This is a genomic window from Streptomyces glomeratus (assembly GCF_021462825.1).
In the GTDB taxonomy this organism is placed as follows: Bacteria; Actinomycetota; Actinomycetes; order Streptomycetales; family Streptomycetaceae; genus Streptomyces; species Streptomyces glomeratus.
In genome coordinates this window covers 201812-227014 of record NZ_JAKEEB010000005.1, presented here as the reverse complement: position 1 = coordinate 227014, position 25203 = coordinate 201812, and the positions used below count along the sequence as shown (strand labels likewise).

General features: G+C 72.7%; 21 protein-coding genes. 10 read left to right on the top strand and 11 right to left on the bottom strand.

What is annotated here, in order from left to right; all coding sequences use genetic code 11:
• Positions 1–14: 14 nt before the first annotated feature.
• The 7 genes from LZ604_RS08495 to LZ604_RS08465 all read right to left on the bottom strand — a co-directional run bounded on the left by LZ604_RS08495 (position 15) and on the right by LZ604_RS08465 (position 8211).
• Complete coding sequence (locus LZ604_RS08495; RefSeq protein WP_234513849.1) at positions 15–2594, bottom strand: polynucleotide kinase-phosphatase; 2580 nt, start codon at positions 2592–2594, stop codon at positions 15–17.
• The gene (locus LZ604_RS08490; protein ID WP_234513848.1) at positions 2591–4051 is read right to left on the bottom strand and encodes a 3' terminal RNA ribose 2'-O-methyltransferase Hen1; all 1461 of its coding nucleotides are present in this window, start codon (positions 4049–4051) and stop codon (positions 2591–2593) included. Before LZ604_RS08490 ends, LZ604_RS08495 begins: the two co-directional genes overlap by 4 nt.
• 171 nt (positions 4052–4222) lie before the next feature.
• Entirely contained in the window at positions 4223–5146 is a 924-nt protein-coding gene (locus LZ604_RS08485; protein WP_234513847.1) for an LLM class F420-dependent oxidoreductase, read from the bottom strand.
• A gap of 123 nt (positions 5147–5269) precedes the next feature.
• Positions 5270–5746 carry a DUF6099 family protein gene (locus LZ604_RS08480; RefSeq protein ID WP_234513846.1) on the bottom strand — a complete coding sequence of 159 codons (477 nt, stop codon included), beginning with the start codon at positions 5744–5746 and terminating at the stop codon, positions 5270–5272.
• Between the two features lie 189 nt (positions 5747–5935).
• Positions 5936–6289, bottom strand: a complete 354-nt coding sequence (locus tag LZ604_RS08475; RefSeq protein WP_234513845.1) for a nucleotide pyrophosphohydrolase — start codon at positions 6287–6289, stop codon at positions 5936–5938.
• Positions 6290–6461: 172 nt separating this feature from the next.
• Positions 6462–7652: an ATP-binding protein gene (locus LZ604_RS08470; protein ID WP_234513844.1), complete on the bottom strand. Its 1191-nt coding sequence runs from the start codon at positions 7650–7652 to the stop codon at positions 6462–6464.
• Between the two features lie 142 nt (positions 7653–7794).
• The gene (locus tag LZ604_RS08465) at positions 7795–8211 is read right to left on the bottom strand and encodes a cell division protein SepF (protein WP_234513990.1); all 417 of its coding nucleotides are present in this window, start codon (positions 8209–8211) and stop codon (positions 7795–7797) included.
• A 384-nt stretch (positions 8212–8595) separates the two neighbouring features.
• On the opposite strand from LZ604_RS08465, the gene LZ604_RS08460 reads away from it, so the two are divergent.
• Positions 8596–12750 (top strand): bifunctional nitrate reductase/sulfite reductase flavoprotein subunit alpha, encoded by a 4155-nt coding sequence (locus LZ604_RS08460; protein ID WP_234513843.1) that lies wholly within the window; start codon positions 8596–8598, stop codon positions 12748–12750.
• Positions 12751–12933: 183 nt separating this feature from the next.
• The gene (locus LZ604_RS08455; protein ID WP_234513988.1) at positions 12934–14619 is read left to right on the top strand and encodes a hypothetical protein; all 1686 of its coding nucleotides are present in this window, start codon (positions 12934–12936) and stop codon (positions 14617–14619) included.
• 55 nt (positions 14620–14674) lie between these two features.
• On the opposite strand, the gene LZ604_RS08450 is transcribed toward LZ604_RS08455, so the two are convergent.
• Positions 14675–15433 carry a YcnI family protein gene (locus LZ604_RS08450; RefSeq protein WP_234513841.1) on the bottom strand — a complete coding sequence of 253 codons (759 nt, stop codon included), beginning with the start codon at positions 15431–15433 and terminating at the stop codon, positions 14675–14677.
• 37 nt (positions 15434–15470) lie between these two features.
• Positions 15471–16055 (bottom strand): hypothetical protein, encoded by a 585-nt coding sequence (locus LZ604_RS08440; RefSeq protein WP_234513839.1) that lies wholly within the window; start codon positions 16053–16055, stop codon positions 15471–15473.
• 117 nt (positions 16056–16172) lie between these two features.
• On the opposite strand from LZ604_RS08440, the gene LZ604_RS08435 reads away from it, so the two are divergent.
• The 6 genes from LZ604_RS08435 to LZ604_RS08410 all read left to right on the top strand — a co-directional run bounded on the left by LZ604_RS08435 (position 16173) and on the right by LZ604_RS08410 (position 20996).
• On the top strand, positions 16173–16571 hold the full coding sequence (locus tag LZ604_RS08435; protein ID WP_234513836.1) for a TOBE domain-containing protein: 399 nt from the start codon (positions 16173–16175) through the stop codon (positions 16569–16571).
• Positions 16572–16758: 187 nt separating this feature from the next.
• Positions 16759–17598 (top strand): molybdate ABC transporter substrate-binding protein, encoded by an 840-nt coding sequence (modA, locus tag LZ604_RS08430; protein WP_234513834.1) that lies wholly within the window; start codon positions 16759–16761, stop codon positions 17596–17598.
• Positions 17595–18446 carry a molybdate ABC transporter permease subunit gene (gene modB / locus LZ604_RS08425; RefSeq protein WP_234513832.1) on the top strand — a complete coding sequence of 284 codons (852 nt, stop codon included), beginning with the start codon at positions 17595–17597 and terminating at the stop codon, positions 18444–18446. Before modA ends, modB begins: the two co-directional genes overlap by 4 nt.
• Positions 18443–19534 (top strand): ABC transporter ATP-binding protein, encoded by a 1092-nt coding sequence (locus LZ604_RS08420; protein WP_234513830.1) that lies wholly within the window; start codon positions 18443–18445, stop codon positions 19532–19534. Before modB ends, LZ604_RS08420 begins: the two co-directional genes overlap by 4 nt.
• 104 nt (positions 19535–19638) lie before the next feature.
• On the top strand, positions 19639–20058 hold the full coding sequence (locus LZ604_RS08415; protein ID WP_234513828.1) for a TOBE domain-containing protein: 420 nt from the start codon (positions 19639–19641) through the stop codon (positions 20056–20058).
• 272 nt (positions 20059–20330) lie between these two features.
• Positions 20331–20996, top strand: a complete 666-nt coding sequence (locus tag LZ604_RS08410; RefSeq protein ID WP_234513826.1) for a DedA family protein — start codon at positions 20331–20333, stop codon at positions 20994–20996.
• Between the two features lie 46 nt (positions 20997–21042).
• Here LZ604_RS08410 and LZ604_RS08405 read toward each other — a convergent pair whose 3' ends face one another.
• On the bottom strand, positions 21043–22017 hold the full coding sequence (locus LZ604_RS08405) for a lysylphosphatidylglycerol synthase transmembrane domain-containing protein (protein ID WP_234513824.1): 975 nt from the start codon (positions 22015–22017) through the stop codon (positions 21043–21045).
• The gene (locus tag LZ604_RS08400) at positions 22014–23531 is read right to left on the bottom strand and encodes a hypothetical protein (RefSeq protein WP_234513823.1); all 1518 of its coding nucleotides are present in this window, start codon (positions 23529–23531) and stop codon (positions 22014–22016) included. Before LZ604_RS08400 ends, LZ604_RS08405 begins: the two co-directional genes overlap by 4 nt.
• A 253-nt stretch (positions 23532–23784) precedes the next feature.
• Here LZ604_RS08400 and LZ604_RS08395 point away from each other — a divergent pair, with 253 nt between their 5' ends.
• A complete protein-coding gene (locus LZ604_RS08395; RefSeq protein ID WP_234513822.1) occupies positions 23785–24198 on the top strand; it encodes a BlaI/MecI/CopY family transcriptional regulator in 414 nt (137 codons plus the stop codon).
• Complete coding sequence (locus LZ604_RS08390) at positions 24195–25097, top strand: M48 family metalloprotease (protein ID WP_234513821.1); 903 nt, start codon at positions 24195–24197, stop codon at positions 25095–25097. The genes LZ604_RS08395 and LZ604_RS08390 overlap by 4 nt, the downstream gene beginning before the upstream one ends.
• The last annotated feature ends 106 nt before the right edge of the window (positions 25098–25203 follow it).

Genomic DNA, 25203 nt, shown 5'->3' with positions numbered 1-25203 from the left:
GGAGTACGGTTCCGTCACAGCCGGGGGTCCACCGGTTCCGACTCCAGGGCCAGCACCCCGAAGACCGCCTCGTGGACCCTCCACAGCGGTTCGCCCTCCGCGAGGCGGTCCAGGGCCTCCAGGCCGAGGGCGTACTCGCGCAGTGCGAGAGAGCGCTTGTGGTTCAGGGCCCGGCCCCGGAGCCGGGCCAGATTCTCCGGGCGCGTGTACTCGGGACCGTAGATGATCCGGAGGTACTCACGGCCGCGGCACTTGATACCCGGCTGCACCAGACGGCCGGCCTCGGTGCGCACCACCGCCTCCACCGGCTTGACCACCATGCCCTCGCCACCTCGGCCGGTCATCTCCAGCCACCAGTCGACTCCGGCGCGCACCGACTCCGGGTCGCCGGTGTCGACGTACAGCCGGCGTGTCGTCTGGAGCAGCCCGCTTCCGTCGTGCTCCACCAGCCGGTCCAGCAGTGCCAGCTGCCGGTCGTGGGGCAGCGCCGCGAGACTGCGGCCCTGGACCGCCAGGAGCTGGAACGGGGCCAGCCGGACGCCCTGGAGTCCCTCGGTGGTCCAGCAGTAGCGCCGGTACGCCGCCGTGAACGCCGCCGCGTCCGCCGCCCGTGCGCGCTGGCGGGCCAGCAGGTCCGTCACCTCCACGCCCCGCGCCGCCGCGCCCTCCAGCGCGGCCAGCGCCCCCGGGAACGCGGCACCGGACGCCGCGCCCACCGCCGCGTACTGCGAGCGCAGCAGCCCGGAGGCCTTCAGCGACCACGGCATCAGCTCGGCGTCGAGCAGCAGCCAGTCCGTCTGAAGTTCCTCCCACAGACCCGCCGCGCCGATCGCCGAACGCAGCCGGCCGAGGATCTCCTCGGTGACCGCGGCGTCGTCGAAGAACGGTCGGCCGGTGCGGGTGTACAGCGATCCGGTGGGGCCTTCCCCGCTCCCCGCCGCACCCGGGCCCGAGGCGCCGCCGACCCCGAAACGACTCCGTGCCGTCTCGGCGTCCCGGCACACGAGGGCCACGGCCCGCGAGCCCATGTGCTTCTCCTCGCACACGACCCGCCCGACCCCGTCCTCCCGGTACTGCGCGAAGGCCTCCGCCGGATGCTCCAGGTAGCCCTCGACGCGGCTGGTCGCGGTCGGCGCCATCGTCGGGGGCAGATACGGCAGCAGGCGCGGGTCGACCGCGAAGCGGCTCATGACCTCCAGGGCCGCGGCGGCGTTCTCCTCGCGGACCGAGACCCGGCCCCCGTGCCGCGTCTCCACGATCCTGCGGCCCTGGACGTCGGCGAGGTCCAGCGGACGCCCGTCGTGCCCGCCCGGCGCCTCGGTGCGCAGCGGCCTGGCCGGCTCGTACCAGACCCGCCCGGCCGGTACGTCGACCAGCTGCCGCTCCGGCCAGCGCAGCGCGGTCAGCTTGCCGCCGAAGACGGCACCGGTGTCCAGGCAGATCGTGTTGTTCAGCCAGGTGGCCTCCGGAACCGGGGTGTGCCCGTACACGACGGCCGCCCGGCCCCGGTAGTCCTCCGCCCACGGGTAGCGCACGGGCAGGCCGAACTCGTCCGTCTCCCCTGTGGTGTCGCCGTAGAGCGCGTGCGAGCGGACCCGGCCCGAGGTGCGGCCGTGGTACTTCTCCGGCAGACCGGCGTGGCACACCACCAGCCGGCCTCCGTCCAGGACGTAGTGGCTGACCAGCCCGTCGATGAACTCCCGTACCTGCTGCGTGAACTCCTCGCTCTCGCCCTCCATCTGCGCGATCGTCTCGGCGAGTCCGTGCGTGTGCTGGACCTTGCGGCCGCGCAGATGGCGCCCGAACTTGTTCTCGTGGTTGCCGGGCACGCACAGGGCGTTGCCGGACGCCACCATCGACATCACACGGCGCAGTACGCCCGGGCTGTCCGGGCCGCGGTCGACCAGGTCGCCCACGAAGACGGCGGTGCGGCCCTCGGGGTGCGCACCGTCGACGTATCCGAGCTTGCCAAGCAGCGACTCCAGCTCGGACGCGCAGCCGTGGACGTCGCCGATGATGTCGAAGGGGCCGGTGAGGTGCGTCAGGTCGTTGAAACGCCTCTCGGTGACGACCGTCGCCTTCTCGATCTCCTCCACGCCCCGCAGCACATGCACCTTGCGGAAGCCCTCCCGCTCCAGGTGCCTCAGGGAACGGCGCAGTTCGCGCGTGTGGCGCTGGATGACACGGCGCGGCATGTCCGCCCGGTCGGTGCGGCCCGCGTTGCGCTCGGCGCACACCTCCTCCGGCACGTCGAGCACGATCGCGATCGGCAGCACGTCGTACTGCCGAGCCAGTTCGATCAACTGGCGGCGGCTCTCCTGCTGCACGCTGGTGGCGTCGACCACCGTCCGGCGCCCCGCCGCGAGGCGTTTGCCGGCGATGTAATGCAGTACGTCGAAGGCGTCACGGCTCGCGCTCTGGTCGTTCTCGTCGTCGGCCACCAGTCCGCGGCAGAAGTCCGACGAGATGACCTCGGTCGGCTTGAAGTGCCTGCGGGCGAAGGTGGACTTGCCCGAGCCGGACGCGCCGACCAGGACCACGAGGGAGAGGTCGGTCACGGGCAGGGTGCGCCCCTGGGTCCGGGTGGTGGTCATGCGGCCTTCTCCTCCTTCGTGGTGAGCGTGAACACGGCCATCTGGGTGGGCGGCCCGACCTCGGGGTCGTCGGGTCCCACGGCTACGAACCGCACGCCGTAACCGTGCCGTTCGGCCACCGCGTCCGCCCATGCGCGGAACTCCTCCCGCGTCCACTCGAAGCGGTGGTCGCCGTGGCGGACATGCCCGGCCGGCAGACTCTCCCAGCGGACGTTGTACTCGACGTTCGGGGTGGTCACGAGCACCGTCCGGGGGCGGGCCGCGCCGAACACCGCGTACTCCACGGCGGGCAGCCGCGGCGGGTCGACGTGCTCGACTACCTCGCTGAGCACCGCGGCGTCGTAGCCCTTCAGACGGCGGTCGGTGTACGCGAGCGAGCCCTGGAAGAGCCGCACGCGGGACGCCTGCCGCTCCCCCATGCGGTCCAGCTTCAGGCGCCGGGCGGCGATGGTGAGCGCCCGCGCCGACACGTCCACACCCACGATCTCCGTGAACCGCACGTCTCTCAGCAGCGCCTGCACCAACTGGCCCTGCCCGCAGCCCAGATCGAGGACGCGTGCGGCGCCGGACTCCTCGAGCGCGGCGATGATCGCGTCCCTGCGCCGCACGGCGAGCGGGGTCGGCTTCTCCTCCGTCTCGGTCTCCGCCTCGACCGCGTTGTCGATCTCCTCGACCTCGCTGTCGTCGGTCTCGGCGAGCCGCACCAGTTCCAGCCGCTCCATCGCCTGCCGGGTCAGAGACCAGCGGCGCGACAGATAACGGCTGGTGATCAGCTTCTGCTCCGGGTGGCCGGGCAGCCAGCCCTCGCCCGCCCGCAGCAGCTTGTCCACCTCGTCGGCGGAGACCCAGTAGTGCTTGGCGTCGTCGAGCACCGGCAGCAGGACGTACAGGTGACGCAGGGCCTCAGCCAGGGTCAGTGTCTGCGACTGCAGCACCAGGCGCACATACCGCGAGTCCCCCCACTGCGGGAACTCGGCGTCCAGCGCGACCGGTTCGGCGGTGACAGCCCAGCCGAGCGGCGCGAAGAGACGGTGTACGAGGTCGGGGCCACCCCGGGCGGGCAGGGCCGGTATCTCGATCCGCAGGGGCAGCGGCTGCCCGGCGCGCTCGGGCCGAGCCGTGCACACGCCCCGCATCGCGCTGGAGAACACGCTGCTCAGCGCCACGGCGAGCAGGGAGGAGGCCGCGTAGGGGCGGTCGTTGACATACTGGGCGAGGGCCGCGTCGGGCGCGCCGCCCCGGCCCTTGCCCTTACCGCGCCGGACCAGTGCCACCGCATCGACCTCCAGCAGCAGAGCCGCCGTGCAGCGCTCGGCATCCGCCTCGGGGTAGAGGACGTGGGCGGTGCCGTAGGAGGTGGAGAACGCCTGGGCCCTGTCCGGGTGTTTGTGCAACAGGAAGCCCAGGTCGGTGGCCGGGTGCTGTTCGGTGCCGGTGGTGGAGATCGTCAGGAACACATGCCCGAGTATCGGCGTCGACGAGCCCCCGGCGGTACTGGATTTCCCGATTGAAGCGTCTGATGGGGGGTTTGACCGGGTTCCGGGACCCGGTACGGGAGGCCGCCGAGGCAGCCACCACGCCCCGGCGTGCGGGGCCGCGCGTGAAGGGCCTGGCGGGCTTCGGTCGGGCTACCTCAGCTGGGACTGGACCCGGGAGGAGATGAGCTCGAGGTGGTCCAGGTCGTCGAGGTCCAGGATCTGGAGGTAGATACGGCCGGAGCCGATCTCCTGATAGCGGCCGATCTTGTCGACGACCTCGGCCGGGGTGCCGGCCAGGCCATTGGCCTTCAGCTCGTCGACCTCGCGGCCGATCGCGGCGGCGCGGCGCGCCACCTCCTGGTCGTCCTTGCCGACACAGGCCACCAGCGCATTCGAGTACGTCAGCGCGTCGGCGCCGCGTCCGGCCTCCTCTGCCGCCGCACGGACCCGGCCGAACTGGCGCTCGCTGTCCTCGACGGACGCGAAGGGGATGTTGAACTCGTCGGCGAACCGCGCGGCCAGCCGCGGAGTGCGGGTCGCGCCGTGGCCGCCGATGAGCACCGGGACCTTGGGCTGGGCGGGCTTCGGCAGCGCCGGCGAGTCGGTCAGGTCGTAGTACCGGCCATGGAAGGTGAAGGTCTTGCCGGGCTCGGTCGCCCACAGACCGGTGATGATCGCCAGCTGCTCCTCGAGGCGGGCGAATTTCTCCTTGGGGAACGGAATGCCGTACGCCTTGTGCTCTTCCTCGAACCAGCCCGCACCCAGGCCGAGTTCGACGCGGCCTCCGGACATCTGGTCGACCTGCGCGACCTGGATGGCGAGGACACCGGGGAGGCGGAAGGTGGCGGCGGTCATCAGCGTGCCGAGGCGGATGCGCTTGGTCTCGCGTGCCAGGCCGGCGAGGGTGATCCAGGCGTCGGTGGGGCCGGGAAGGCCGTCCACGGCGCCCATCTTCAGATAGTGGTCCGAACGAAAGAAGGCCTCGAAGCCCAGCTCCTCCGTGGCCTTGGCGACGGAGAGAAGGGTCTCGTAGGTCGCCCCCTGCTGGGGCTCGGTGAAGATGCGAAGATCCATACCTCCATCCTGCACGCTCGAACACCGGGCGGCCTCGCACGCCCCACGGCCTTCGGCGGACTCGCTCGGTGGAACCACAGGACCGTCGGTCAGGCGCTCCCCGCCTGGGCGCGCACGGTGCGCTCAGCCCGCCGCTCTGTAACGCTCCCTTATCTCGCCGTCTCTCGCCGCCAGTCTGCGCAGCATCTCCCGCACCCGGTCCCTCGACTCGTCGGCCGCGTCTATCGCCTCCATGCACTGCCAGTACGTGCCCTCGTCGTCCGCCGCGCTCGCGACCGCGACGAGGGCCATGCCGAGTTCCGTGAGGAGGGTGCCCAGGTCGACGAGGGCCTTGCGGGCGTCACCGAGATCCGTGAGCTGAGCGGCCCGCAGGTCGGCCATGTCGATGGCGGGAGTGTCCAGGACACCGCAGCCCCTGCCCGCCAGCTCCGTCAATCCCAGTGCCTCGCCGCGCAGTTCGGGTGGACCCGAGACCGCCAGGCGACTGCCGATCGCCTGCGCCAGAGCGTAGGCCTGCCACGCCTCCTTCATGATCCTCGGTCCGCCCTCGCTCCCCGCCAGGGCGCGCCTGCTCGCCACGATGAGCCGCACCGCGTCCATGCGCTGCCCCCACTCTGTCCGACGCGCTCCCACACGTCATGCCCGAACTCCGTTGTCCACTACCCAGAGTGAGGGTTCGCGGGCCGAAAAGCCAGAGCTGGACCGAAATCTGTGGACAACCCGAGGGATGGGGACAACTCGGTGACTCCGGAGAGTAACTGTCGGCCGTTGGCGGGGCCGGGTTCCGTCTCAGTCGGTGCCCGGCGCCGGGAACCTCTCCTCGTTGCGGTCGATCTTCGCGTCGAGCACCGCCAGCGCGTCGATGCCGAGGACGCCGCACAGCTGGAGCAGATACGCGAGCACGTCCGCGACCTCGTCCCTGACCCGATGGGCGGTCGCGGGGTCGTCCATCACCCGGGCGGACTCCTCGGGTGTCAACCACTGGAAGATCTCGACCAGTTCGGACGCCTCGACGCTCAGCGCGGCCGCCAGGTTCTTGGGGGTGTGGTACGGCTGCCAGTTGCGCGCCGCGGCGAAGTCCGCGAGGCGGCGCTGGAGCCCCGCCACATCGAGACCCTCGGGCACTCCGGGCTCCGGAGACACGGACTCGGAATCCTGTGGCGCGGACTCGGGAGCTTGTGGCGCGGGCTCGGACTCCGGTGTCTCGGACTCGGGACCCTGTGGCGCAAACCCAGGCGCCGGTGTCTCGGACTTGGGACCCTGTGGCGCGGGCTCAGACCCCGGTGTCACGGACTCGGGTTTCTGTGGCGCGGGCTCAGACTCTGGTGTCACGGCTCAGGTCTACCACCGTCACCCCGTCCGCCTCCGTCGCCCCGGGCGCCTCGCTCACCGCGCCCACCAGGCGGATATGGCCGCGTTCGCACATCCGTGCCGCCAGCCGGAGCAGTTCCCGCGTCTGCCCGGAGTCCATGCACCGGTCGAAGCCGTCCGCCAGCACCGTGAGGGTCTGCATCGCCGCCGGCACCTCCCCCACCGGGTCGACCTCGAGGACGCCCGGACCGGTCAGGAGCACCAGCGCCAGGGCCACATAGCGCAGTTCGCCGTCGCCCAGGAGTTCCAGCGGCGTCCGCAGCCCGTCACCCCGGTCCAGCAGGGCGCGGATCCGTCCGTCGCCGAGCGGCTCGGCCAGCAGATCCACCACCCGTCCCGCGCATCCGGCCCCGACCGCCGAGGTCAGCAGCGCATGCCGTCGGGGGCACTCCGCGCGGGTACGCCACAGCACGTCGGCGAGGTTGTCACAGCCCGGCAGCAGCCGGCCCGCGCCCGGCGGGACGGGGGCGCGCATCCGGCGGGGGCGCGGGTCGCAGGCGAAGACCGAGCGCAGGGCGACCACCATCTGCTCGGCCGCGGCGAGCACGCGGCGCTGGCCGTCGGTCTTGCCCGCCACCCGCAGCGGCAGCAGGGCGGTGCCGAGGCGGTCGTCCGGGAGCGGAGCCCGGGTGACCGGTGAGGAGCCCGCCGTGTGCCAGGCCGCCTGCACCGCCGCCCGGCCCGGGTCGCGCAGGGCCGTCTCCAGCAGCACCAGCCCGCCGCAGGTCAGCCGCTCGCCGACGATGCGCAGCTCGGGCTCGGCCTGGACGGCGAGGTCGAGCCGGACGGGCCCCTGTGGGCCGTCGGCCGTGCAGCCGATGCGGAAGCCGCGCCGCCGCTGGGCGTCGGGCCGCGCCCGCTCGGGGACGCAGGCCGCCGGAGCCGGGAACGCCTCCCCCAGCTCGGCTCCGCCGCCGAGCCGCGCCAGCGCCTCGTACGCCTGCAACGCCCGGGATTTGCCCGAGCCGCTGGGCCCGGTGAAGAGCGTCAACGCACCCAGCGGGAATGCGGCCCGCCGGTGCCCGGCGAACGCGGACAGCCGCAGCTCGGTCACGCGGGGGCGGTCCGGCCGGTCCGGATGGGCGTCGGGGGTGCCGGGCCGGTCCGGCAGGAACAGCTCGGGTGAGGCGGTCATGTCCGGGACGGTAGGGTCCCCTGCCCCGGGCGAACCGTTCCGCCCTCGCGCCCTTCCTACGATCGGGCGACCGAGGAAGCCACGCGTCGACGCCCGGAGTCACCGGCCCGCACAACCCGTCCCGTACGTCGGGCGCCGGCGTTCAGACGCCGGGAACCCCCGCCCCCTCCATCAGGCCCCGCACCTCGGTGCCCGGCGGGGTCAGCAGGAAGACGTTGCGGTCGACGCGATGCATCCCGCTGGCCAGGCCGAAGACGACCCCCGTGCTGAAGTCCAGCACCCGCTTGGCGACCTCGCTCTCCGCGCCCGTGAGGTCCAGCAGCACGGGCACTCCCGCCATCAGCGTCTCGGCGACCTCGCGGGCGTCCGCGAACACATTGACCCGCAGGACCACGAAACGGCGGCGCGCCTCGGTCTCCGCCTCGGGTATGGACCGGTGGTCGACCGCGGACGGCCAGGCGTCCCGGCCACGCAGCGGAACGACCTGAGCGAGCCCTTCCCACTGTTCGTCGGTGACATCGTGGCTGTTCACCGGCCCTCCCCGCTGGCTCGCACTCATCGTCTGCATCGGCCAATTCTTACGCATGGTCACCCGTTCGGCCCAATAGCGACACGGACCGCGACGCCCTCCGATCCGCTTTCCGCCACGCCGGCCACCTCCCCCACCCCAGCCGCCTGGGCCGCCGACGCCACCTGGGCCGCCCGGGCCACCTGAGCCGCCTGCGCCACCTGCGCCACCTACGCCACCTGGGGGCATCCAGACCACCGACGCCACCGATGCCACCGCGGCCCTCGGTTGCTTCGCCTCCTCGGCCTCACCGTCCCCTTGTACCGCCCTCGCACCCACCTCACACCGGCCGAGGGCCTCCTGTGCAGCTCCCGTAACCCCTCAAGATCGAGGCGTGTGACACCGGCGTAACGGCCGGTTCTTACGGTCGTCGTCATGACGACAAGTCCCGGAACGCAGCAGATACGGACCGTCTGCTCGTACTGCGGCGTCGGCTGCGGAATCGTGCTCGACGTCGCGACCGGCGCCGACGGCCGTCGCCGCGTCGTCAAGGCGTCAGGCGACAAGGAGCACCCCGCCAATCGCGGGCGGCTGTGCACCAAGGGGGCGACCACCGCGGATCTGCTGGCCGCTCCCGGGCGGCTGACCACGGCGCTCGTCCGTGCCGACCGCGGTGAGGAGCCGTCGCCCGCGTCCGTCGACGCGGCCGTCCGCACGACCGCGCGCCGACTGCGGGAGATCGTCGACGAGCACGGTCCGGACGCGGTCGCTTTCTATGTTTCAGGGCAGCTCAGCCTGGAGGCGCAGTACCTGGCGAACAAGCTCGCCAAGGGGTTCGTGAGGACGAACCGGATCGAGTCCAACTCGAGGCTGTGCATGGCCAGCGCGGGCGCGGGCTACAAGCTGTCGCTGGGCGCCGACGGGCCGCCGGGCTCGTACGACGACCTGGACAAGGCCGATGTCTTCCTGGTCATCGGCTCGAACATGGCCGACTGCCATCCGATCCTCTTCCTGCGGCTGATGGACCGGGTCAAGGCGGGCGCCAAGCTGATCGTGGTCGACCCCCGGCGCACCGCGACCGCGGCGAAGGCGGACCTATTCCTGCAGATCCGGCCCGGAACCGATCTCGCCCTGCTCAACGGGCTGCTGCACCTGCTGTATGAGAACGGTCACACGGACGCCGACTTCATCGCCCGGCACACCGAGGGCTGGGAGGCGATGCCCGGCTTCCTCGCCGACTACGCGCCCGCGACCGTCGCGGAGATCACGGGTCTCGCCGAGGACGACATCCGGGAGGCGGCGCGGCTCATCGGCGAGGCGAAGGAGTGGACGAGCTGCTGGACCATGGGGCTCAACCAGTCCACCCATGGGACCTGGAACACCAACGCGCTGGTCAATCTGCATCTGGCGACCGGGGCGATCTGCCGCCCGGGCAGCGGCCCGTTCTCGCTCACCGGGCAGCCCAACGCCATGGGCGGCCGGGAAATGGGCTACATGGGGCCCGGGCTGCCGGGTCAGCGGTCCGTCCTCGTGGCCGAGGAGCGGGCGTTCGTCGAGGAGTTGTGGGGGGTGCCGTCCGGCACGCTCCGCGAGGACGGGGTCGGGCGCGGAACCGTCGAGATGTTCCAGAAGATGGCCGAGGGAGAGATCAAGGCCTGCTGGATCATGTGCACCAACCCCGTGGCGTCGGTGGCCAACCGGAAGACCGTCATCGAGGGGCTGGAGGCCGCGGAGTTCGTCGTGGTGCAGGACGCGTTCGCGGAGACCGAGACCAACGCGTACGCCGACGTCGTCCTGCCCGGCGCGCTGTGGACCGAGACGGAGGGCGTCCTCGTCAACAGCGAGCGGGGGCTGACCCTCGCCCGGCCCGCAGTGGACCCGCCGGGCGAGGCGACGGCCGACTGGCGGCTGATCGCGGCCGTCGCGCGGGAGATGGGGTACGCGGACGGGTTCTCGTACGACAGCGCGGAGGAGGTCTTCGAGGAGATCAGGCGGGCGTGGAACCCGAAGACCGGCTGGGATCTGCGTGGGGTGACCTACGGGCGACTGCGGTCCGGGCCCGTGCAGTGGCCGGCCGCGCGGGAGGACGGCCCGGCGCGCAATCCCATCCGGTACGTGGAGGGCGGGCTGTCCTTCCCGACGCCGAGCGGACGGGCCGTGTTCCACGCGCGACCGCACCTGCTGCCCGCCGAGCTCCCGGACGACGACTTTCCGTTCCTGCTCAGCACCGGACGGGTGCAGCACCAGTGGCACACGCTGACGAAGACCGGGAAGGTCGCCAAGCTCAACAAGCTCAATCCGGGGCCTTTCGTGGAGGTGCATCCCGAGGACGCCGAACGGCTCGGGATCGTGGACGGCGACCGGCTCGAGGTGGCCTCGCGGCGTGGGCGGGCCGTCCTGCCTGCGGTGGTGACCGACCGGGTGCGGCCGGGGTGCTGTTTCGCGCCGTTCCACTGGAACGACCTGTTCGGCGAGTATCTGAGTGTCAACGCGGTGACCAGCGACGCGGTGGATCCGGTGTCGTTCCAGCCGGAGTTCAAGGTGTGCGCGGTGGCGCTGACGAAGGTGGCGGAACCGCCGGCCGTCGAGCACGGCGCCCAGGCTCCCGCCCTCGCCCCGGCACCGGGCACGGCCCCGCTCACCACCACGGCGGACACCCCCCCGGCCCTCGCCGCGCCGGCCGGCGCCGCCTTCGGTTTCGTTCCCTCACCGCCGCCGGTCCTGACCAGCCTCGAACGCCAGTACCTGACCGGGTTCCTCGCGGGGCTCCCCGCCGGCATGCCGGGCGTGCCCGTGCTGCCGCCGGACGCGCCCTTCAGCCCCGAGCACGCCCTGTGGGTCAACGGGGTCCTCGCGGGCCTGTACTCCAGGTCCGGGACGGATGGCACGCCCCGGGAGCCGGGCGGCCGCGAGGTCGTCGTGCTGTGGGCCTCGCAGACGGGGAACGCGGAGGAGTTCGCGGCCGCCACCGTGCAGCGGCTGACCGCGACCGGGCACCGGGCCACCCTGGCCGGCATGGACGAGACCGATGTGCGTCACCTTCCGCGCGGCGCCGATCTGTTGCTGATAACCAGCACATTCGGCGACGGGGAGGCCCCCGACAACGGCTCCGGCTTCTGGGACGACCTCTCCGGTCAGGAGGCTCCGAGGCTCGACGGCGTCCGGTACGCCGTGCTCGCCTTCGGGGACTCGTCGTACGACGACTTCTGCGGGCACGGGCGCCGGCTGGACGCGCGTCTGCACGAGCTGGGCGGGGTGCGCCTCACGCCGCGCACGGACTGCGAACCCGATTACGAGCCGTCGGCGGGGGCCTGGCTCGAGGAGGTCCTCGGTGCCCTCGCCGGCCCGACACCGGCACTGGACCCGAAGACGCCAGGCGCGGGAACCCCGGCCCCGAAGGCGCCCGGTGCGGGAACTCCGGCCCCGACGGCGACCGGCACGAGTGAATCGGCCCCGGCGGCGCCCCGGGCCGGGAAACCCGCCCCGGCCGCCGTCCGCCTCATCGGCAACCAGCCGCTGAGCCGGCCCGGCGCGGGCAAGGAGGTGCGGCGGTTCACCTTCGACACCAGCGGGACGGACCTCTCGTACGAAGCCGGGGACGCGCTCGGGGTGCACCCGGTCAACTCCCCGGCCCTGGTGGAGGAGTGGCTGGGAGCGACGGGGATCGACGGCTCCACGGCGGTCGAGACCGCGGAGGGTGGCGAGATGCCCTTCGCCGACCTCCTGCTCCGGCATCTCGACATCACCCGGATCACCCCGGACCTTCTGCGCTTCGTCGCCGAACGCACGCGTGACGGCCGGGAGCTGCGGCAACTGCTGCGGCCCGACAACAAGGACGGGCTGGCACGCTGGTCCTGGGGGCGGCAGGCGGTCGACGTGGTGGCCGAGCACGCGGTGAAGGCGTCGGCCGAGGAGTGGACCGGGGTGCTCAAGCGGCTGCGGCCGCGGCTGTACTCGATCTCCTCGAGCCCGCTCGTCGATCCGCACCGGGTGTCGCTGACGGTGTCCGTGGTGCGCTACGAGGGCCTGGGCGGGCGGCGGCGGGCGGGGGTCTGCGGCGGCTTCCTCACGGAAACCGAGCCGGGCACCGCGGTGCCGGTCTTCGTGCAGCGCTCCCCGCACTTCCGGCCCCCGGCCGACGGCTCGACGCCGATGGTGATGGTGGGCCCCGGGACCGGAGTCGCGCCGTTCCTCGGTTTCCTCGAGGAACGCCGCGAACTGGGACACAAAGCCCCGAACTGGCTGTTCTTCGGGGAGCAGCACCGCGCCACCGACTTCTACTACGAGGAGGAGCTGGGGGCGCTCCGGCGGGAAGGTCTCCTCACCCGGCTCGACACCGCCTTCTCCCGGGACCAGCGGGCCAAGATCTACGTCCAGGACCGGATGCGCGAGCACGGCCTGGAGCTGTGGCACTGGCTGCGGGACGGCGCCCGCCTCTATGTCTGCGGGGACGCCTCGCGTATGGCCAAGGACGTCGACCGGGCGCTGCGGGACATCGCGGCCGTGCACGGCGGACTGAGCGAGGCGGAGGCGGCCGCGTATGTGAAGCAGCTGGCTGCCGAGAAGCGCTATGTGCGTGACATCTACTGACCGGGCAGGAGCGCGTATGTACCCAGCCGGTACACCTCCGTACAGGTACTTCTTACTGCCATCACACCGGACTCTTCACCTCCAGGGGGTCGACGTTCATCCTGTCGGCCTACCTTCCGTGGCGTGCAGTTGGCAGAAGTGAGGCCCTCGACAAGCGGCCGATGGACGCGTCCGAGCCCCCTGGTGGCGCCGGACGAGCAGGAACAGACCCCCGCGCAGTGGCATCGCATCCTGACGCTGCTCGCGAACATCAGCCTGTTCATCGGCACCCGCTCGGTGTGGTCCTCCGCCGCCAGCCACAAGCTGGTGATCGCCGCGATCATCTCCCTGTGCTACGCGTCGATCCTGGCCACCGGTGTCCTGACGCTGGTGGTGCGGCGCAGCCGGTCGCTGGCGCGGCTCGACCTCGTCGTCCTGGTGACGGCGGTCACGCTCGCCTACTGCGCCCTGTCCGTGAAGCACACCTTCAGCGACGAGTCGATCCTCACCACACAGGCCGCCCGTGAACTGATACACGGCCACCCGGTGTACGGGCAGCCGTGGCCCTGGCTGTTCGGCCATGGAATCGCCTACACCCCGACGGTGACGGGCGGCTACGACTACACGTACGGCTACCCGCCGCTGACCGCCCTGCTGACCGCGCCCCTGCTGTGGATCGGCCACGGTGCGGTGCCGGAGACCCTGGCCGTCACGACCGCGGTCGTCCTCGGCACGGTCGTCCTGTGGAAGATGCTGCCGACGCCGTGGCGCTCCGCGGCCACCATGGTGTGCCTCGGCTTCGGGATGATCCCGACGTACGCCCGGCTCGGCTACCCGGCGGTCGTCGCGCTCGCCCTGCTGATCCCCGTCGTGGTGCGCTGGACGCGGATGGGCGCGGGCGGCCCGGCCGACTGGGCACGGGCCGCGTGTCTGGGCGCGGCCTGCGCCACCCAGCAACTGCCCTGGTTCCTGGCGCCGTTCCTGCTCGCCGGGGTCTACGCGCTGCGCCGCGGGGAACTGGGCCCGCGCGGGGCCGCCGCAGCCGTGGGACGCATCCTGGGTACGGCCGCCGGAACCTGGCTGCTGATCAACGCTTACTTCATCGTGAGCGAGCCACGCACCTGGATATCGGGCATAGCGCTGCCGCTCACGCAGGGCGCGGTGATCCACGGCCAGGGCCTGGTGGGCATCTCCCTTTACTACACCGACGGCAGCGACCGGCTGACCTGGTACTCGCATGCCAGCATGCTGCTGGCGGCGGGACTGCTGGCGCTGTTCGTGCTGTTCGTGCGCCGGCTGGGCCCGGCCGCGACCGTGCTGCCGTGGTGCGCCTTCTTCCTCGCGACCCGCTCGCAGGACGGGTACTACCTGCTGATGACGCCGCTGTGGCTGGCGGCCGCCGTCACCGTGCCGCCCTCGGCCTTCACCACCGCCTGGCAGCCCCGGCTGCTGCACGGACGGCGGGTGGCCCGCATGGTGCTGGCCGGCGCCCTGGTGGTCCCGTCCCTGGTGGCCGTGGCCGTGGCGGCGACCGGCACACCGCCGCTGCGTATGAGCGCCGCTGCCGTCTCCAGGACTTCCCTGACGGTCGAGACCCTCAGGGTCCGGGTCACCAACACCGGTGACGCGCCCCTGCAACCCCACTTCGCGGTGACCACCGGGCAGGGTATGAGCCGCTACTGGAAGACGCTCGACGGGCCCTCGTCGGTCGCCGGTCATGCGACGGCGACCTACCGGATCCAGGCGCCGGACGGCCGCTTCGTGATCCCGAAGAAGGGCATCCGCATCCGCCTGCGCGCCTTCTCCTCGTCACCGATGACCCTGTCGAGCCAGGACATTCACCTGGAGCGCGCACAGGCGCCCTCCCGGACGCCGGGCCACCACGGCTGACGGCCGCATTCCCGTCCCGCCGAGGTCGGCCACCGTCGGCGGGACGGGAATCCGGCTACGCGGAGGCGGAGGTGCGGCCGCGGGCGATCGCGAAGCCCGCGGCGGCCAGGCCGAGGACGCCGACGACCAGACCGGCGATGCCGAGCCCGCGGGCGGTGGAGTCGTCGGCGGAGGCGCTCTTCGTGGCGGACTCGCCCGACTTCGCGGCGGTGCCGCTGCCGGAGGCGGCCGCCGTCGAGGCGCCGCCCTCCGCCGTGCCCTCGGCCGTTCCCTTGGCCGTCAGCCGGAGGACCGGCGCGGGATTCTCCGGCTCGTCCCCGCCCTTGGGGGTCTCCTCGATCCAGCGGGCGACGTTGCCGTCGGAGTAGGTCTGCAACGTCTTGAAGGTCATCTGGTCGGTGTCGTCGGGCAGTTGGCCGAAGGCGACATGGAAGTCCTGGTACTGGCCGTGCCGGATACGCCCGCCCGTCCAGGTGATCTCGGAGACCGCGTCGGTGATGGTGCCGTCGTCCGTCTTGACCGGCTTCTTGAGTTTGGTGGTGGTCACCTGCGCCGTCCAGCCGGCCTCGGGAGTGACCAGCACGCCCAGCACCGGGTGGTCGGTGGGCAGGAAGACCTGCACCTTGGTGGTCGCGGCGGTGTCCTCCTCGTTGGGTACGCGGAAGGTCAGCACGCCGTCCGTGGCGCCCTTGGCGTAGCTCTCGGGGTGGACGGTGACATGGGCGAAGGCCGCGCCCGCGGCGGCGAGGACACCGGCGGCCGTGAGGGCGGCGACGGTGGAGGCGCGGCGCAGGGTGGTACGCATGGGGGACATGGCTGGTGGTGCTCCGTACGTGTGCTCGGTGTCGGGGTCAGATCGTGTACGGGGCTGCCGGGGGCGGTCCGCGCCGGGACAGGGCGTGGCGGAGGAGCGCCTGCCGGAGGGGGCGGCGCCGGTGCACGTCCGGTCGCGGGAGTCCGGCGTACCCGGGCAGGGGCGCCGTGCGCCACCAGGCGACGAGGCGCGGTGCGAAGGCCACGGCCTTGCGCAGCAGCGACCACAGGGCGGCCTCGCCGCGCCTGAGGCACCACGAGGCGACGAGAGCGGCGACCAGGTGCGCGGTGACGGCGTGCGAGGTCAAGGGCTGCGACTGCGCGGCCATGTCCATGCCGTGAGGCATACCCGGCATGGACATCGTGTCCGGCGGCCCGGCCGCGTCGAAGGCGAGGTGAAGTCCTCCCTGCACAAGGAGCATCGCCAGGCCGATGCCGAGGAGTGAACGCTCACGCCCGGCGAGCAGCGCGCTGCCCGCGAACACGGGCAGCAATCCGGCCGCGTCCACCCAGACCGCGGGCGCCCCGCCGGTGGCCAGCGTGTGTCCCCCGGCGGCGAGCAGCACGCACACGACGGCGAACACCGCCGCGCGCACACTCCGCACCGTCCAGGACACATCCATGGGTTGGGATCCTGCCATGCGGGCGGAGGGGGTCACGCGGTTTCCGCAGATCCGGGCGCGCCGGGGCCTTTGGGACGTGGTGCGGCCGGGGCGCCCGAGACGCCTATCGTGGCGCCCATGCAGTCCTACACAATCGGTCAGGCCGCCCGTCTGCTGGGGGTGAGCCCGGATACCGCGCGAAGGTGGGCGGACGCGGGGCGGGTGGCGACCCACCGCGACGAGAGCGGGCGGCGGGTCATCGACGGCAAGGACCTGGCCGCTTTCTCGGTCGAACTGGCGCGCGGCGGCACCGGCGAGGACGACGTGCCCTCGTACACCTCCGCCCGCAACGCCTTCGCAGGGATCGTCACGGCCGTGAAGCTTGGTGACGTGGCCGCCCAGGTGGAGATCCAGGCAGGACCGCACCGCCTGGTCTCGCTGCTGACCCGGGAGGCGGTGGAGGAGCTCGGTCTGGAGGTGGGGATGGAGGCGACCGCCCGCGTGAAGTCGACGAACGTCCACATCGACCGGCCGTAGAAACGCACATGCGGGGCCTCACCTATGGTTCGCCCGGCTCATGCGATGCCACAGGAGACTTCCGAATGGCATCTGCGTCAGTATGATCGCCATGTCGGAGGGGCCCGGGCGATCTCTCCCTCGACGCACAGACGCACAGACGCACAGACGCGCAGACGCGCAGACGCACAAGGGGAGTGGACCCGTGATGACCCGATCCGCGCGCCGGACCCGCCGCATGCTTCAGACGGCCGGTGCGGGGGCCGCCGCGCTGCTGGTCCTGAGTGCCTGCTCCTCCTCGTCCGGATCCGGCTCCGACTCGGCCGAGAAGTCGGATTCCTCGGCGTCCTCGGCGTCCTCGACGCCGAAGCTGTCCGGCACGATCACCGTGTTCGCCGCCGCCTCCCTGAAGGAGAGCTTCACGGCCCTTGGCCAGGAGTTCGAGAAGGAGCACCCCGGCACGAAGGTCAGCTTCAACTTCGGCGGCAGTGACACCCTCGCCGCGAGCATCACCGGCGGCGCCCCCGCCGACGTCTTCGCCGCGGCCAGCCCCAAGACCATGGCCATCGTCACGGACAAGAAGGACGCGGCCGGCACCCCGGTGACCTTCGTACGCAACCAGCTGGAGATCGCGACCCTGCCCGGCAATCCGCACAAGGTCTCCTCCCTGAAGGACCTCACCAAGTCCGGCCTCAAGGTCGTGCTGTGCGACAAGACCGTCCCCTGCGGTGCCGCCGCGCAGAAGGCGCTGGGCGCGAGCCGGCTGAAGCTCACCCCGGTGTCGTACGAGCAGGATGTGAAGAGCGCCCTGACGAAGGTGGAGCTGAAGGAGGCCGACGCGGCGGTCGTCTACCGGACCGATGTGAAGGCGGCGGGCGACAAGGTGCAGGGCGTGGAGTTCCCCGAGTCGGCCAAGGCCGTCAACGCCTATCCGATCGCCCTGCTCAAGAACGCGCCCAACACCGAGGCGGCCGAGGCGTTCATCGCGCTGGTGCGCTCCGCCGAGGGCCGCGACGTCCTGACCAAGGCCGGATTCCTCCAGCCATGACCCGCTCCGGCACCTCCGACGCCGCGGCCGCCCCCCTCACGGGCGGGCCGCGGCGCGGACGTGTTCGCGGGCCGGGGGTGCCGCTGCCGCTGCTGCTGCCCGCGCTGGCCGGTCTGGCGTTCCTGCTGCTACCGCTGGTGGCCCTGCTGGTGCGGGCCCCGTGGCGCGCCCTGCCCGTCCAGCTGACCAGCACGGAGGTGTGGCAGGCTCTGCAGCTTTCCTTGGTGAGCGCGACCGCCGCCACCGGGGTGAGCCTGGTGCTGGGCGTCCCGCTGGCATGGCTGCTGGCCCGTACGGACTTCCCGGGGCGGGGGCTGGTACGGGCCCTGGTGACCCTGCCGCTGGTGCTGCCCCCGGTGGTGGGCGGTGTGGCCCTGCTGCTGGCGCTCGGGCGCAACGGGGTCGTGGGGCGGGGGCTGGACGCATGGTTCGGGATCACGCTGCCGTTCACCACGGCCGGGGTGGTGGTGGCGGAGGCGTTCGTGGCGATGCCGTTCCTGGTCATCAGTGTGGAGGGCACGCTGCGGGCCGCCGACCGACGGTACGAGGAGGCCGCCGCGACGCTGGGCGCCTCCCGTTTCACCGCTTTCCGCCGGGTCACGTTGCCGCTGGTCGCGCCGGGCGTCGCGGCCGGAGCCGTGCTCGCGTGGGCCCGGGCGCTCGGTGAGTTCGGGGCCACGATCACCTTCGCGGGCAACTTCCCCGGCCGCACCCAGACGATGCCACTGGCCGTCTACCTGGCACTGCAGAACGACCCGGAGGCGGCGATCGCCCTGAGCCTGGTGCTGCTCGCCGTGTCGATCGCGGTCCTGGCGGGGCTGAGGGACCGCTGGATGACCGCATCATGACCCACACCGGCCAGACCGCCGCCCAGCCCGCCGCCGCCGATGCGTCCGGCCAGGGCCTGAACGCGCGCATCGTCGTCGAGCGCGGCTCCTTCCGGCTCGATGTCGCCCTGGCCGCGGCGCCCGGAGACGTCGTCGCCCTGCTCGGGCCCAACGGCGCCGGCAAGACCACCGCCCTGCGGGCCCTGGCGGGGCTCGTGCCGCTCTCCGGTGGTCATCTTCGGCTCGACGGCGCCGTGCTGGACCGTACGCCGCCCGAGTCGCGTCCCGTGGGCGTCGTCTTCCAGGACTATCTGCTGTTCCCTCATCTGACCGCCCTGGACAACGTGGCGTTCGGCCCGCGCTGCCGGGGAGCGTCCAAGGCTCAGGCACGGGCGGTCGCCGCCGGGTGGCTGGAACGCATGGGTCTCGCCGACCACGCCGGCGTCAAACCGCGCCGGCTGTCCGGCGGCCAGGCCCAGCGGGTCGCTCTCGCCCGGGCGCTGGCCACCGGCCCCCGCCTGCTGCTGCTGGACGAGCCGCTCGCCGCGCTCGACGCCCGTACTCGGCTCGAGGTGCGGGCCGGGCTTCGACGTCACCTCGCCGAGTTCGAGGCGGTGGCGGTTCTCGTCACCCACGATCCGCTCGACGCCATGGTCCTCGCCGACCGGCTGGTGGTCGTCGAGCACGGCCGGGTGGTCCAGGAGGGTACGCCGTCGGACATCGCCCGCCATCCGCGTACGGACTACATCGCCCGCCTCGTGGGGCTCAACCTGTACCGGGGCGTGGCCGAGGGACACTCCGTACGGCTCGACGCCGGCCCCGCGGTCACGACGGACGAGGCTCTGTACGGTCCGGTCTTCGTGGCGTTCCCGCCGGGCGCCGTGACCCTGTACCGGGAGAGGCCCGCCGGCTCCAGTGCGCGCAATCTGTGGCGTTGCGAGGTGGTGGGGCTCGAGACGCACGGTGACCGGATCCGCGCCGACCTGACCGGTGAGCTGCCCCTGGCCGCGGATCTGACCACCGTCGCCGCGGCCGAACTCGGTCTCCAGCCGGGAGCCACGGTCTGGGCGACGGTCAAGGCGGGGCAGACACACGCGTATCCGGCCTGACACGCCGTGCGGGTGCGGCCCGCGAATCCGGCCGCCGTGGGCTCAGCATAGGAACAGAGTTAGGAACAGAGGCTGACCTGTCCCCCACGTTCCGCGAGGCGCGCATGAACCTGAGCATCCGCAACCGGCTTCCCGGCACCGTGACGACCGTCACCCCCGGTGAGGTGATGGCGGCCGTCAGGGTCAGACTGACCGGCGGCCAGGACGTCACCGCGGCGGTCACCACGGAGGCCGTCGACGAGCTGAACCTCGCCCCGGGCGCCTCCGTGCAGGCCCTCGTCAAGTCCACGGAGGTCGCGCTCGCCACCGCGGCGGTGGAGAACGTCTCCATCCGGAACCAGCTGCCGGGCACCGTCGACCGAGTCACCACCGGAGAGGCCATGGCATCGGTCAGGATCACCGTCGTCGGCGGCACGCTGACGTCCGTGATCACGAGGATCGCCGCGGAGGATCTCGGCCTGGCGCCCGGCTCCCCGGTCGTCGCCTTGATCAAGTCGACCGAGATCTCTCTCGCGACGCCCTGATCTCGCGACGGCTCGGTTTCGCGACGGCTTGGTCTCGGGACACCTTGATCTCGCGACGCCTTGATCTCGGGACACCTTGATCTCGCGACGGCCTGATCCCGGCAGCCGGATGCCGGCACTCGCGCGGACACGGCCGCGTTCACCCGTCAGGGTGATCAGGGGAACGTTCGCCTTCCGGCTATCGTCTACAGTTCGGTAGACGGTCTGCGGGATTGCAGTCAGCCGCCGGGCGACGCGGTGTCGCGCCCGGCCCCATGGAAGGGCTCGCGACGATGGCCACACCCCTGTCACTGGGAGCGCAGCTCGCGGTGAATGTGCTCGACGCCCAGTCCCTGCTCGCGGCCTTCGGCGTGCTCGGCGTGGGCGTCGTCATGTTCGCCGAGACGGGCCTGCTCATCGGTTTCTTCCTGCCCGGCGACTCCCTGCTGTTCACGGCCGGCCTGCTGTGCACCGGCTCGGGCCAGCACGGAGTGAAGCTGTCGCTTCCGGCGTTGCTGGTCGCGGCGGCCGTGGGCGCGCTCGCCGGATCCCAGTGCGGCTATCTCATCGGGCGCAAGGCGGGCGGCGCGCTGCTCGCCCGCAGCCGCTCGGCCCGGCTGAAGGAAGGCGCTCAGCGCGCCGAGGAACTCCTCGACCGGTACGGACACGCGAAGGCGATCGTCCTGGCCCGCTTCGTCCCCGTGGTGCGCACGGTGCTGAACCCGATGGCCGGGGCGCTGCACGTGCCCGCGCGGACCTTCTTCCTGTGGCAGGTGGTCGGCGGCCTGGTGTGGAGCCTCGGCCTCACCCTCGCCGGGTACGCACTCGGCTCCTCGGTGCCGAACGTCGACGCCTACCTGCTGCCGATCATCGCGGTGATCGTCGTGGTCTCGCTGGCCCCGCTCGCCCTGGAACTGCTGCGCTCCCGCCGTGCCGCGAAGGAGGGTGCCCGCGGATGAGGCGCCGCTCGACGTCACGAAGGCCGGGCACGGACGGCCGCCGGGATCACAGTGCCTTGCGCCGCACCAGCACGCCCAGCACCACAAGCCCTGGGACAAGGGGCAGCCACACGGTCAGCAGCCGGTAACCGAGGACCACTGACGCCGCCGCGCTGCCCGGCACTCCGGCGAGGGAGAGGGCGAGCGCAAGCGCGGCGTCGAGGGACCCGATGCCGCCGGGGGTGGGCAGCAGGACGGCCGCGCTGCTCGCCGCCAGGTAGGCGAGCGCCACCCGCTCCGGGGGCAGAGGCAGGCCGAGGGAGCGGGTGACCGCGATGACCACCAGCGCGTGCAGCGAGGCGAAGGCCAATGAGCCGCCCCACAGGGCGGCTGCCCGGCCGGGCAGCCGGTGCACGGCCCGTACGTCCGCCGACACGGCCCGCAGGGCGCGCCGCAGCGCTCCGGAGAGCAGCAGCAGCGGGAGTGCGGCGGGCGCGAGGAGCGCCGCCGCCATGAAGGCCGCGGAGACGCGCGGCAGACGCAGCAGCCCGGGTCCGGCGACGGCGAGGACGGCGATCAGCAGGCCGCGGGCCGCGGCCCCGGCGGTGGCCTTGACCGCGAGTGCGGTCGCCGAACGGGGCACGGACAGTCCGCAGCGGGTCAGAAAGCGCAGGTTGACGGCGCCCGCGCCGACGCCCGCGGGCAGCAGGTGGTTGGCTGCGGACGCGGCGACCTGTGTCGCGACCAGCCGCCCACCGGGCAACGTCTCCGAAACGGCGCCCTGCTGGGCGACGGCCGAGCAGACCCAGGTCGACACCGCGGCCGTCGCCCCGAGCAGCAGCCACCCCGGTTCGGCGCCTGCGAGCCGGGCGGCGCCGGCCTCGATCACGGGCCAGTGGCGCCGGGCGAGCAGTGCGGTGCACACCAGCACCACCAGGGTGACGGCGGCGTGCCAGGGAGCGCGGGCGGGCAGGACCCTGGCCCGGGCGTGGGCCGTCACCGGGACGTCGGGGGCTTCCTCCGTGGCCGTCGGCGGAGTCATCCGCGTCCGCCCACGGCCGTCGAGGGGCTGGTCCTGGGGGCGATGTAGACGCGGATGCCGTGGAAGGAGTGTGCGGGCCAGTTCCGGGTGTACGACGGCGGACGGCCTGCGGGGGTGCCCAGGTAGGCGACGGGCATGCGCTGTGCGGTGCGCGCGATGTCGGCGTCGGTGCTGTTGGCGTTGCTGCCGCTGGTCGACGCCGAGGAGCAGCCGGTGTAGAAGGCGATCGGGACGGCCCCGTTCCCGGTCAGCAGACAGGGCGGCCGCACGCCCAACCGGTGCAGTTCGGCTGCGGTACGCGACCATCCCTGCCGGTCGGCGGTGGTACGGGCCACGGTGCGGTGCAGCACCGTGTACTGCACCGCCAGATGGCTCGCCAGCCCGAGCGCCACGAGCGACGCGGTGAGGGGCCGCCACCGGCCGTCGGGCGCGGTGACCAGGTGCCGGAGGGCGTCGGCGACCGGGATCGCGAGCAGGGCGTAGGCCGGGAGCAGGAAGCGGGGCGCGGCGTATCCGATCAGGAAGAGGTAGGGGAAGGCCGCGGTCGCCGCGCAGGCCAGCGGCACCAGGGTGCGGGCGGGACGCCGGGCCCCGAGTGCGACGACCGCCGCGAGCACGGCGAGCAGGGGCAGCGTGAACCACCAGGCCGTCACCGCCGGGTTGGGCAGCGCGCCGGTGCAGGGGCGGCACAGGGAGCGCCCGGCGAGGCCGCGCAACTGGTCGGCGACGGCGATGTCCCAGCCCAGGCCACCCTGGATGCGGGAGCCTTCGGACAGGCGTCGCACCAGCCCCCCGTAGTCGGCGTACGCCTCGGCGATCCACTCGGCGGTCCCGACGGCCAGCCCGCCCACCAGCGCGGACAGCAGCGCGAGGCGCCGCCACCGGCGTACGGCCACCGACAGGACCAGCAGGGGCGTGGTGGTCCACAGAGCGTCCATGGGCCGCATCCACGCCATGAGCGCGGCACTCGCGGCCAGTCCCCACAGGGCCGCCCGGTCGGTGCCGTCGGGGTGGGCGCGCAGGAAACAGCCGGTGCCCGCCAGGGCGCCGACCGCGACCCAGTAGTTGGGCATGACCTGGGGGCCGTAGAAGAGGGTGACCCACAGGCTCGCGAACAGGAACCCGCCGAGCGCGAGCACCCGGACCGGGAAGAGACCGCGCCAGGCGCGCAGGGCGAGGAACAGGGCGGCACCGGACAGCACCGCGAGATAGACCCGGAGCAGCGCGGTGGACGAGGACCACGAGGTGACGGGCGCTGCCAGGAGGGATAAGCCCCGTGCGCGCGGGGCGCTGAAGAACGAGGCGGGTGCGTGGACGCTGACCTGGCTGACGTACACCGTCTCGTCCCAGCCGAGCCCCATCCCCGGCCGTACGACGAGAAGCTGGGCCAGTGTGAAGGCGCCGGCCACCGCGGCGATCAGGCCGTGGCCGCGGCCGCGCCACGACGAGCCGGCGACCGACGGCCCCGCGAGCCGGCGGACTCCCGCTAGCGTGATGTTCGAGCTGTTGACCACGGCTCACCCCTCACTCCCCTACAGACTGTAGGGGCGTCGCGCCCTGCAAGTCGTAGGGCCGACGGCGGAAGTCGGGAATGAAGTCGGTAAAACACGGACAAGTTAACCCGACTGGAGGGGCGTTGCAGGGCGAGACGGCTCGCCACACCGATCACCCGTGTCCCACACTCCGCCGAACGGGTGATCCGGGCTCCCCGCCGGCAGCCCAGGCGGTCGCTACTGCCGCTCCCCTACGCGCTGTAAGGTTGCGGGCATGGCTGGCAGGGGCCCCCAGGGCAGGGCGGAACGGCGCAGCGCCGGTGAGCTGGAGAGCGAGGTGCTCGCCACGCTGTGGGCCACCGAGCTGGCGCTGACGCCGGTCGAGATCCAGGCCGAGATCCGCGGTGGCCTCGCCTACAACACCGTGCACACCATTCTCAAACGCCTGTACGACAAGGGGCTTGTGCTGCGCGACGTGGACGGACGGCGCGGCGCGTACCGGCCGGCGAAGAACGCGGCCGAGCTCACCGCCGAGGCCATGCACGAGGCCCTCGACCGCGGCCCGGACCCGATCGCCACGCTCCAGCAGTTCGTGACGGGGCTGAGCCCCGAGGAGGAGCAGGCCCTGCGTGATCTCCTGAGCGGGGGTGCGCACCGGCACCGCCAGCCCGGCGGGGGCACCCCATGAAGATCGACGTCTACCTCCCGATCCTGCTCTCGCTGCTGCTGGCCGCGCTCGGTCCGGTGGTCGGCCGGCGGGTGGCGCCCGCGCTCGCGGCCCGGGTGCTGACCGCCTCCGCCCTGTTCACGGCGGCCGCCACCACGTGGTCGCTGGTCCTGCTCGCGGCCACCCTGATCGACCGGGCCCCGCCGGTGGTCGCGGAGGCCCGGGACGGCGGCCACCGGTTGCCCGACCCGGTCCCGGAGTCGGTCGCCGTGGCCGCCGCACTGGCTCTGGTGCTGGTCGCCGTGCGTGTGTACCGCGCCTGTCGCGCCGAGCGCGTCACCCGCCGCGCACTGCGCGCCCTGTGCGCGGGGTATCCGCCGGACACGGAACTGGTCGTCGCCGCCTCATCCGTGCCGCAGGCGTTCGCCGTTCCCGGCAGCGGCGGCGCACCGGGCCGGATCCTGGTCACCTCGGCGATGCTCGGCGCCCTCGAACCCGCGGAGCGTCGCGTGCTGCTGGCACACGAGCGCGCCCATCTGCGACACCGGCACGCACTGCTCGTCGCCGCCGTGGCGCTCGCCACCGCGGCCGACCCGCTCCTCGCGCCCGTCCGCACCACGGTCACCTTCCTGGTCGAGCGCTGGGCGGACGAGCAGGCGGCCGACGCGGTCGGCGACCGCCCCACCACGGCCCGGGCCCTCGCGCGCGCCGCGCTGAGCGCGGGACGCCGCGCACCGTCGTGCGCACTGCACTTCACCGACCGCGCGATCACCCGCCGTATCGCGGCCCTGCAGGTCGCTCCGCCCCCGCATCTGTGGCCGCTCGCCGCTACGACGCTGGCGCTCGGAGCGCTGCCGGCGCTGGGAGCCGCGGATGCGACCGGGGATCTGCTGCACCTGCTCACGCACGCCTTCATGTGACCCCCCGGCGGCTCCCGGCCCACTCCCCCGCGTCTCCAGCCCAACCTCCCGTCCCTCGAAGGGAGTTGCTGGCGCATCGCCGGGCCCGGGCCCACGAGGGGCGCGA

Excerpts from the sequence above, each read along its gene's own strand:
- LZ604_RS08495 (WP_234513849.1), bottom strand. The coding sequence starts at position 2,594 with ATGACCACCACCCGGACCCAGGGGCGCACCCTGCCCGTGACCGACCTC.
- LZ604_RS08485 (WP_234513847.1), bottom strand. The coding sequence starts at position 5,146 with ATGGATCTTCGCATCTTCACCGAGCCCCAGCAGGGGGCGACCTACGAG.
- LZ604_RS08480 (WP_234513846.1), bottom strand. The coding sequence starts at position 5,746 with ATGGACGCGGTGCGGCTCATCGTGGCGAGCAGGCGCGCCCTGGCGGGG.
- LZ604_RS08470 (WP_234513844.1), bottom strand. The coding sequence starts at position 7,652 with ATGACCGCCTCACCCGAGCTGTTCCTGCCGGACCGGCCCGGCACCCCC.
- LZ604_RS08465 (WP_234513990.1), bottom strand. The coding sequence starts at position 8,211 with ATGAGTGCGAGCCAGCGGGGAGGGCCGGTGAACAGCCACGATGTCACC.
- LZ604_RS08460 (WP_234513843.1), top strand. The coding sequence starts at position 8,596 with ATGACGACAAGTCCCGGAACGCAGCAGATACGGACCGTCTGCTCGTAC.
- LZ604_RS08450 (WP_234513841.1), bottom strand. The coding sequence starts at position 15,433 with ATGTCCCCCATGCGTACCACCCTGCGCCGCGCCTCCACCGTCGCCGCC.
- LZ604_RS08440 (WP_234513839.1), bottom strand. The coding sequence starts at position 16,055 with ATGGATGTGTCCTGGACGGTGCGGAGTGTGCGCGCGGCGGTGTTCGCC.
- LZ604_RS08435 (WP_234513836.1), top strand. The coding sequence starts at position 16,173 with ATGCAGTCCTACACAATCGGTCAGGCCGCCCGTCTGCTGGGGGTGAGC.
- modA (WP_234513834.1), top strand. The coding sequence starts at position 16,759 with ATGACCCGATCCGCGCGCCGGACCCGCCGCATGCTTCAGACGGCCGGT.
- modB (WP_234513832.1), top strand. The coding sequence starts at position 17,595 with ATGACCCGCTCCGGCACCTCCGACGCCGCGGCCGCCCCCCTCACGGGC.
- LZ604_RS08420 (WP_234513830.1), top strand. The coding sequence starts at position 18,443 with ATGACCCACACCGGCCAGACCGCCGCCCAGCCCGCCGCCGCCGATGCG.
- LZ604_RS08415 (WP_234513828.1), top strand. The coding sequence starts at position 19,639 with ATGAACCTGAGCATCCGCAACCGGCTTCCCGGCACCGTGACGACCGTC.
- LZ604_RS08410 (WP_234513826.1), top strand. The coding sequence starts at position 20,331 with ATGGCCACACCCCTGTCACTGGGAGCGCAGCTCGCGGTGAATGTGCTC.
- LZ604_RS08405 (WP_234513824.1), bottom strand. The coding sequence starts at position 22,017 with ATGACTCCGCCGACGGCCACGGAGGAAGCCCCCGACGTCCCGGTGACG.
- LZ604_RS08395 (WP_234513822.1), top strand. The coding sequence starts at position 23,785 with ATGGCTGGCAGGGGCCCCCAGGGCAGGGCGGAACGGCGCAGCGCCGGT.
- LZ604_RS08390 (WP_234513821.1), top strand. The coding sequence starts at position 24,195 with ATGAAGATCGACGTCTACCTCCCGATCCTGCTCTCGCTGCTGCTGGCC.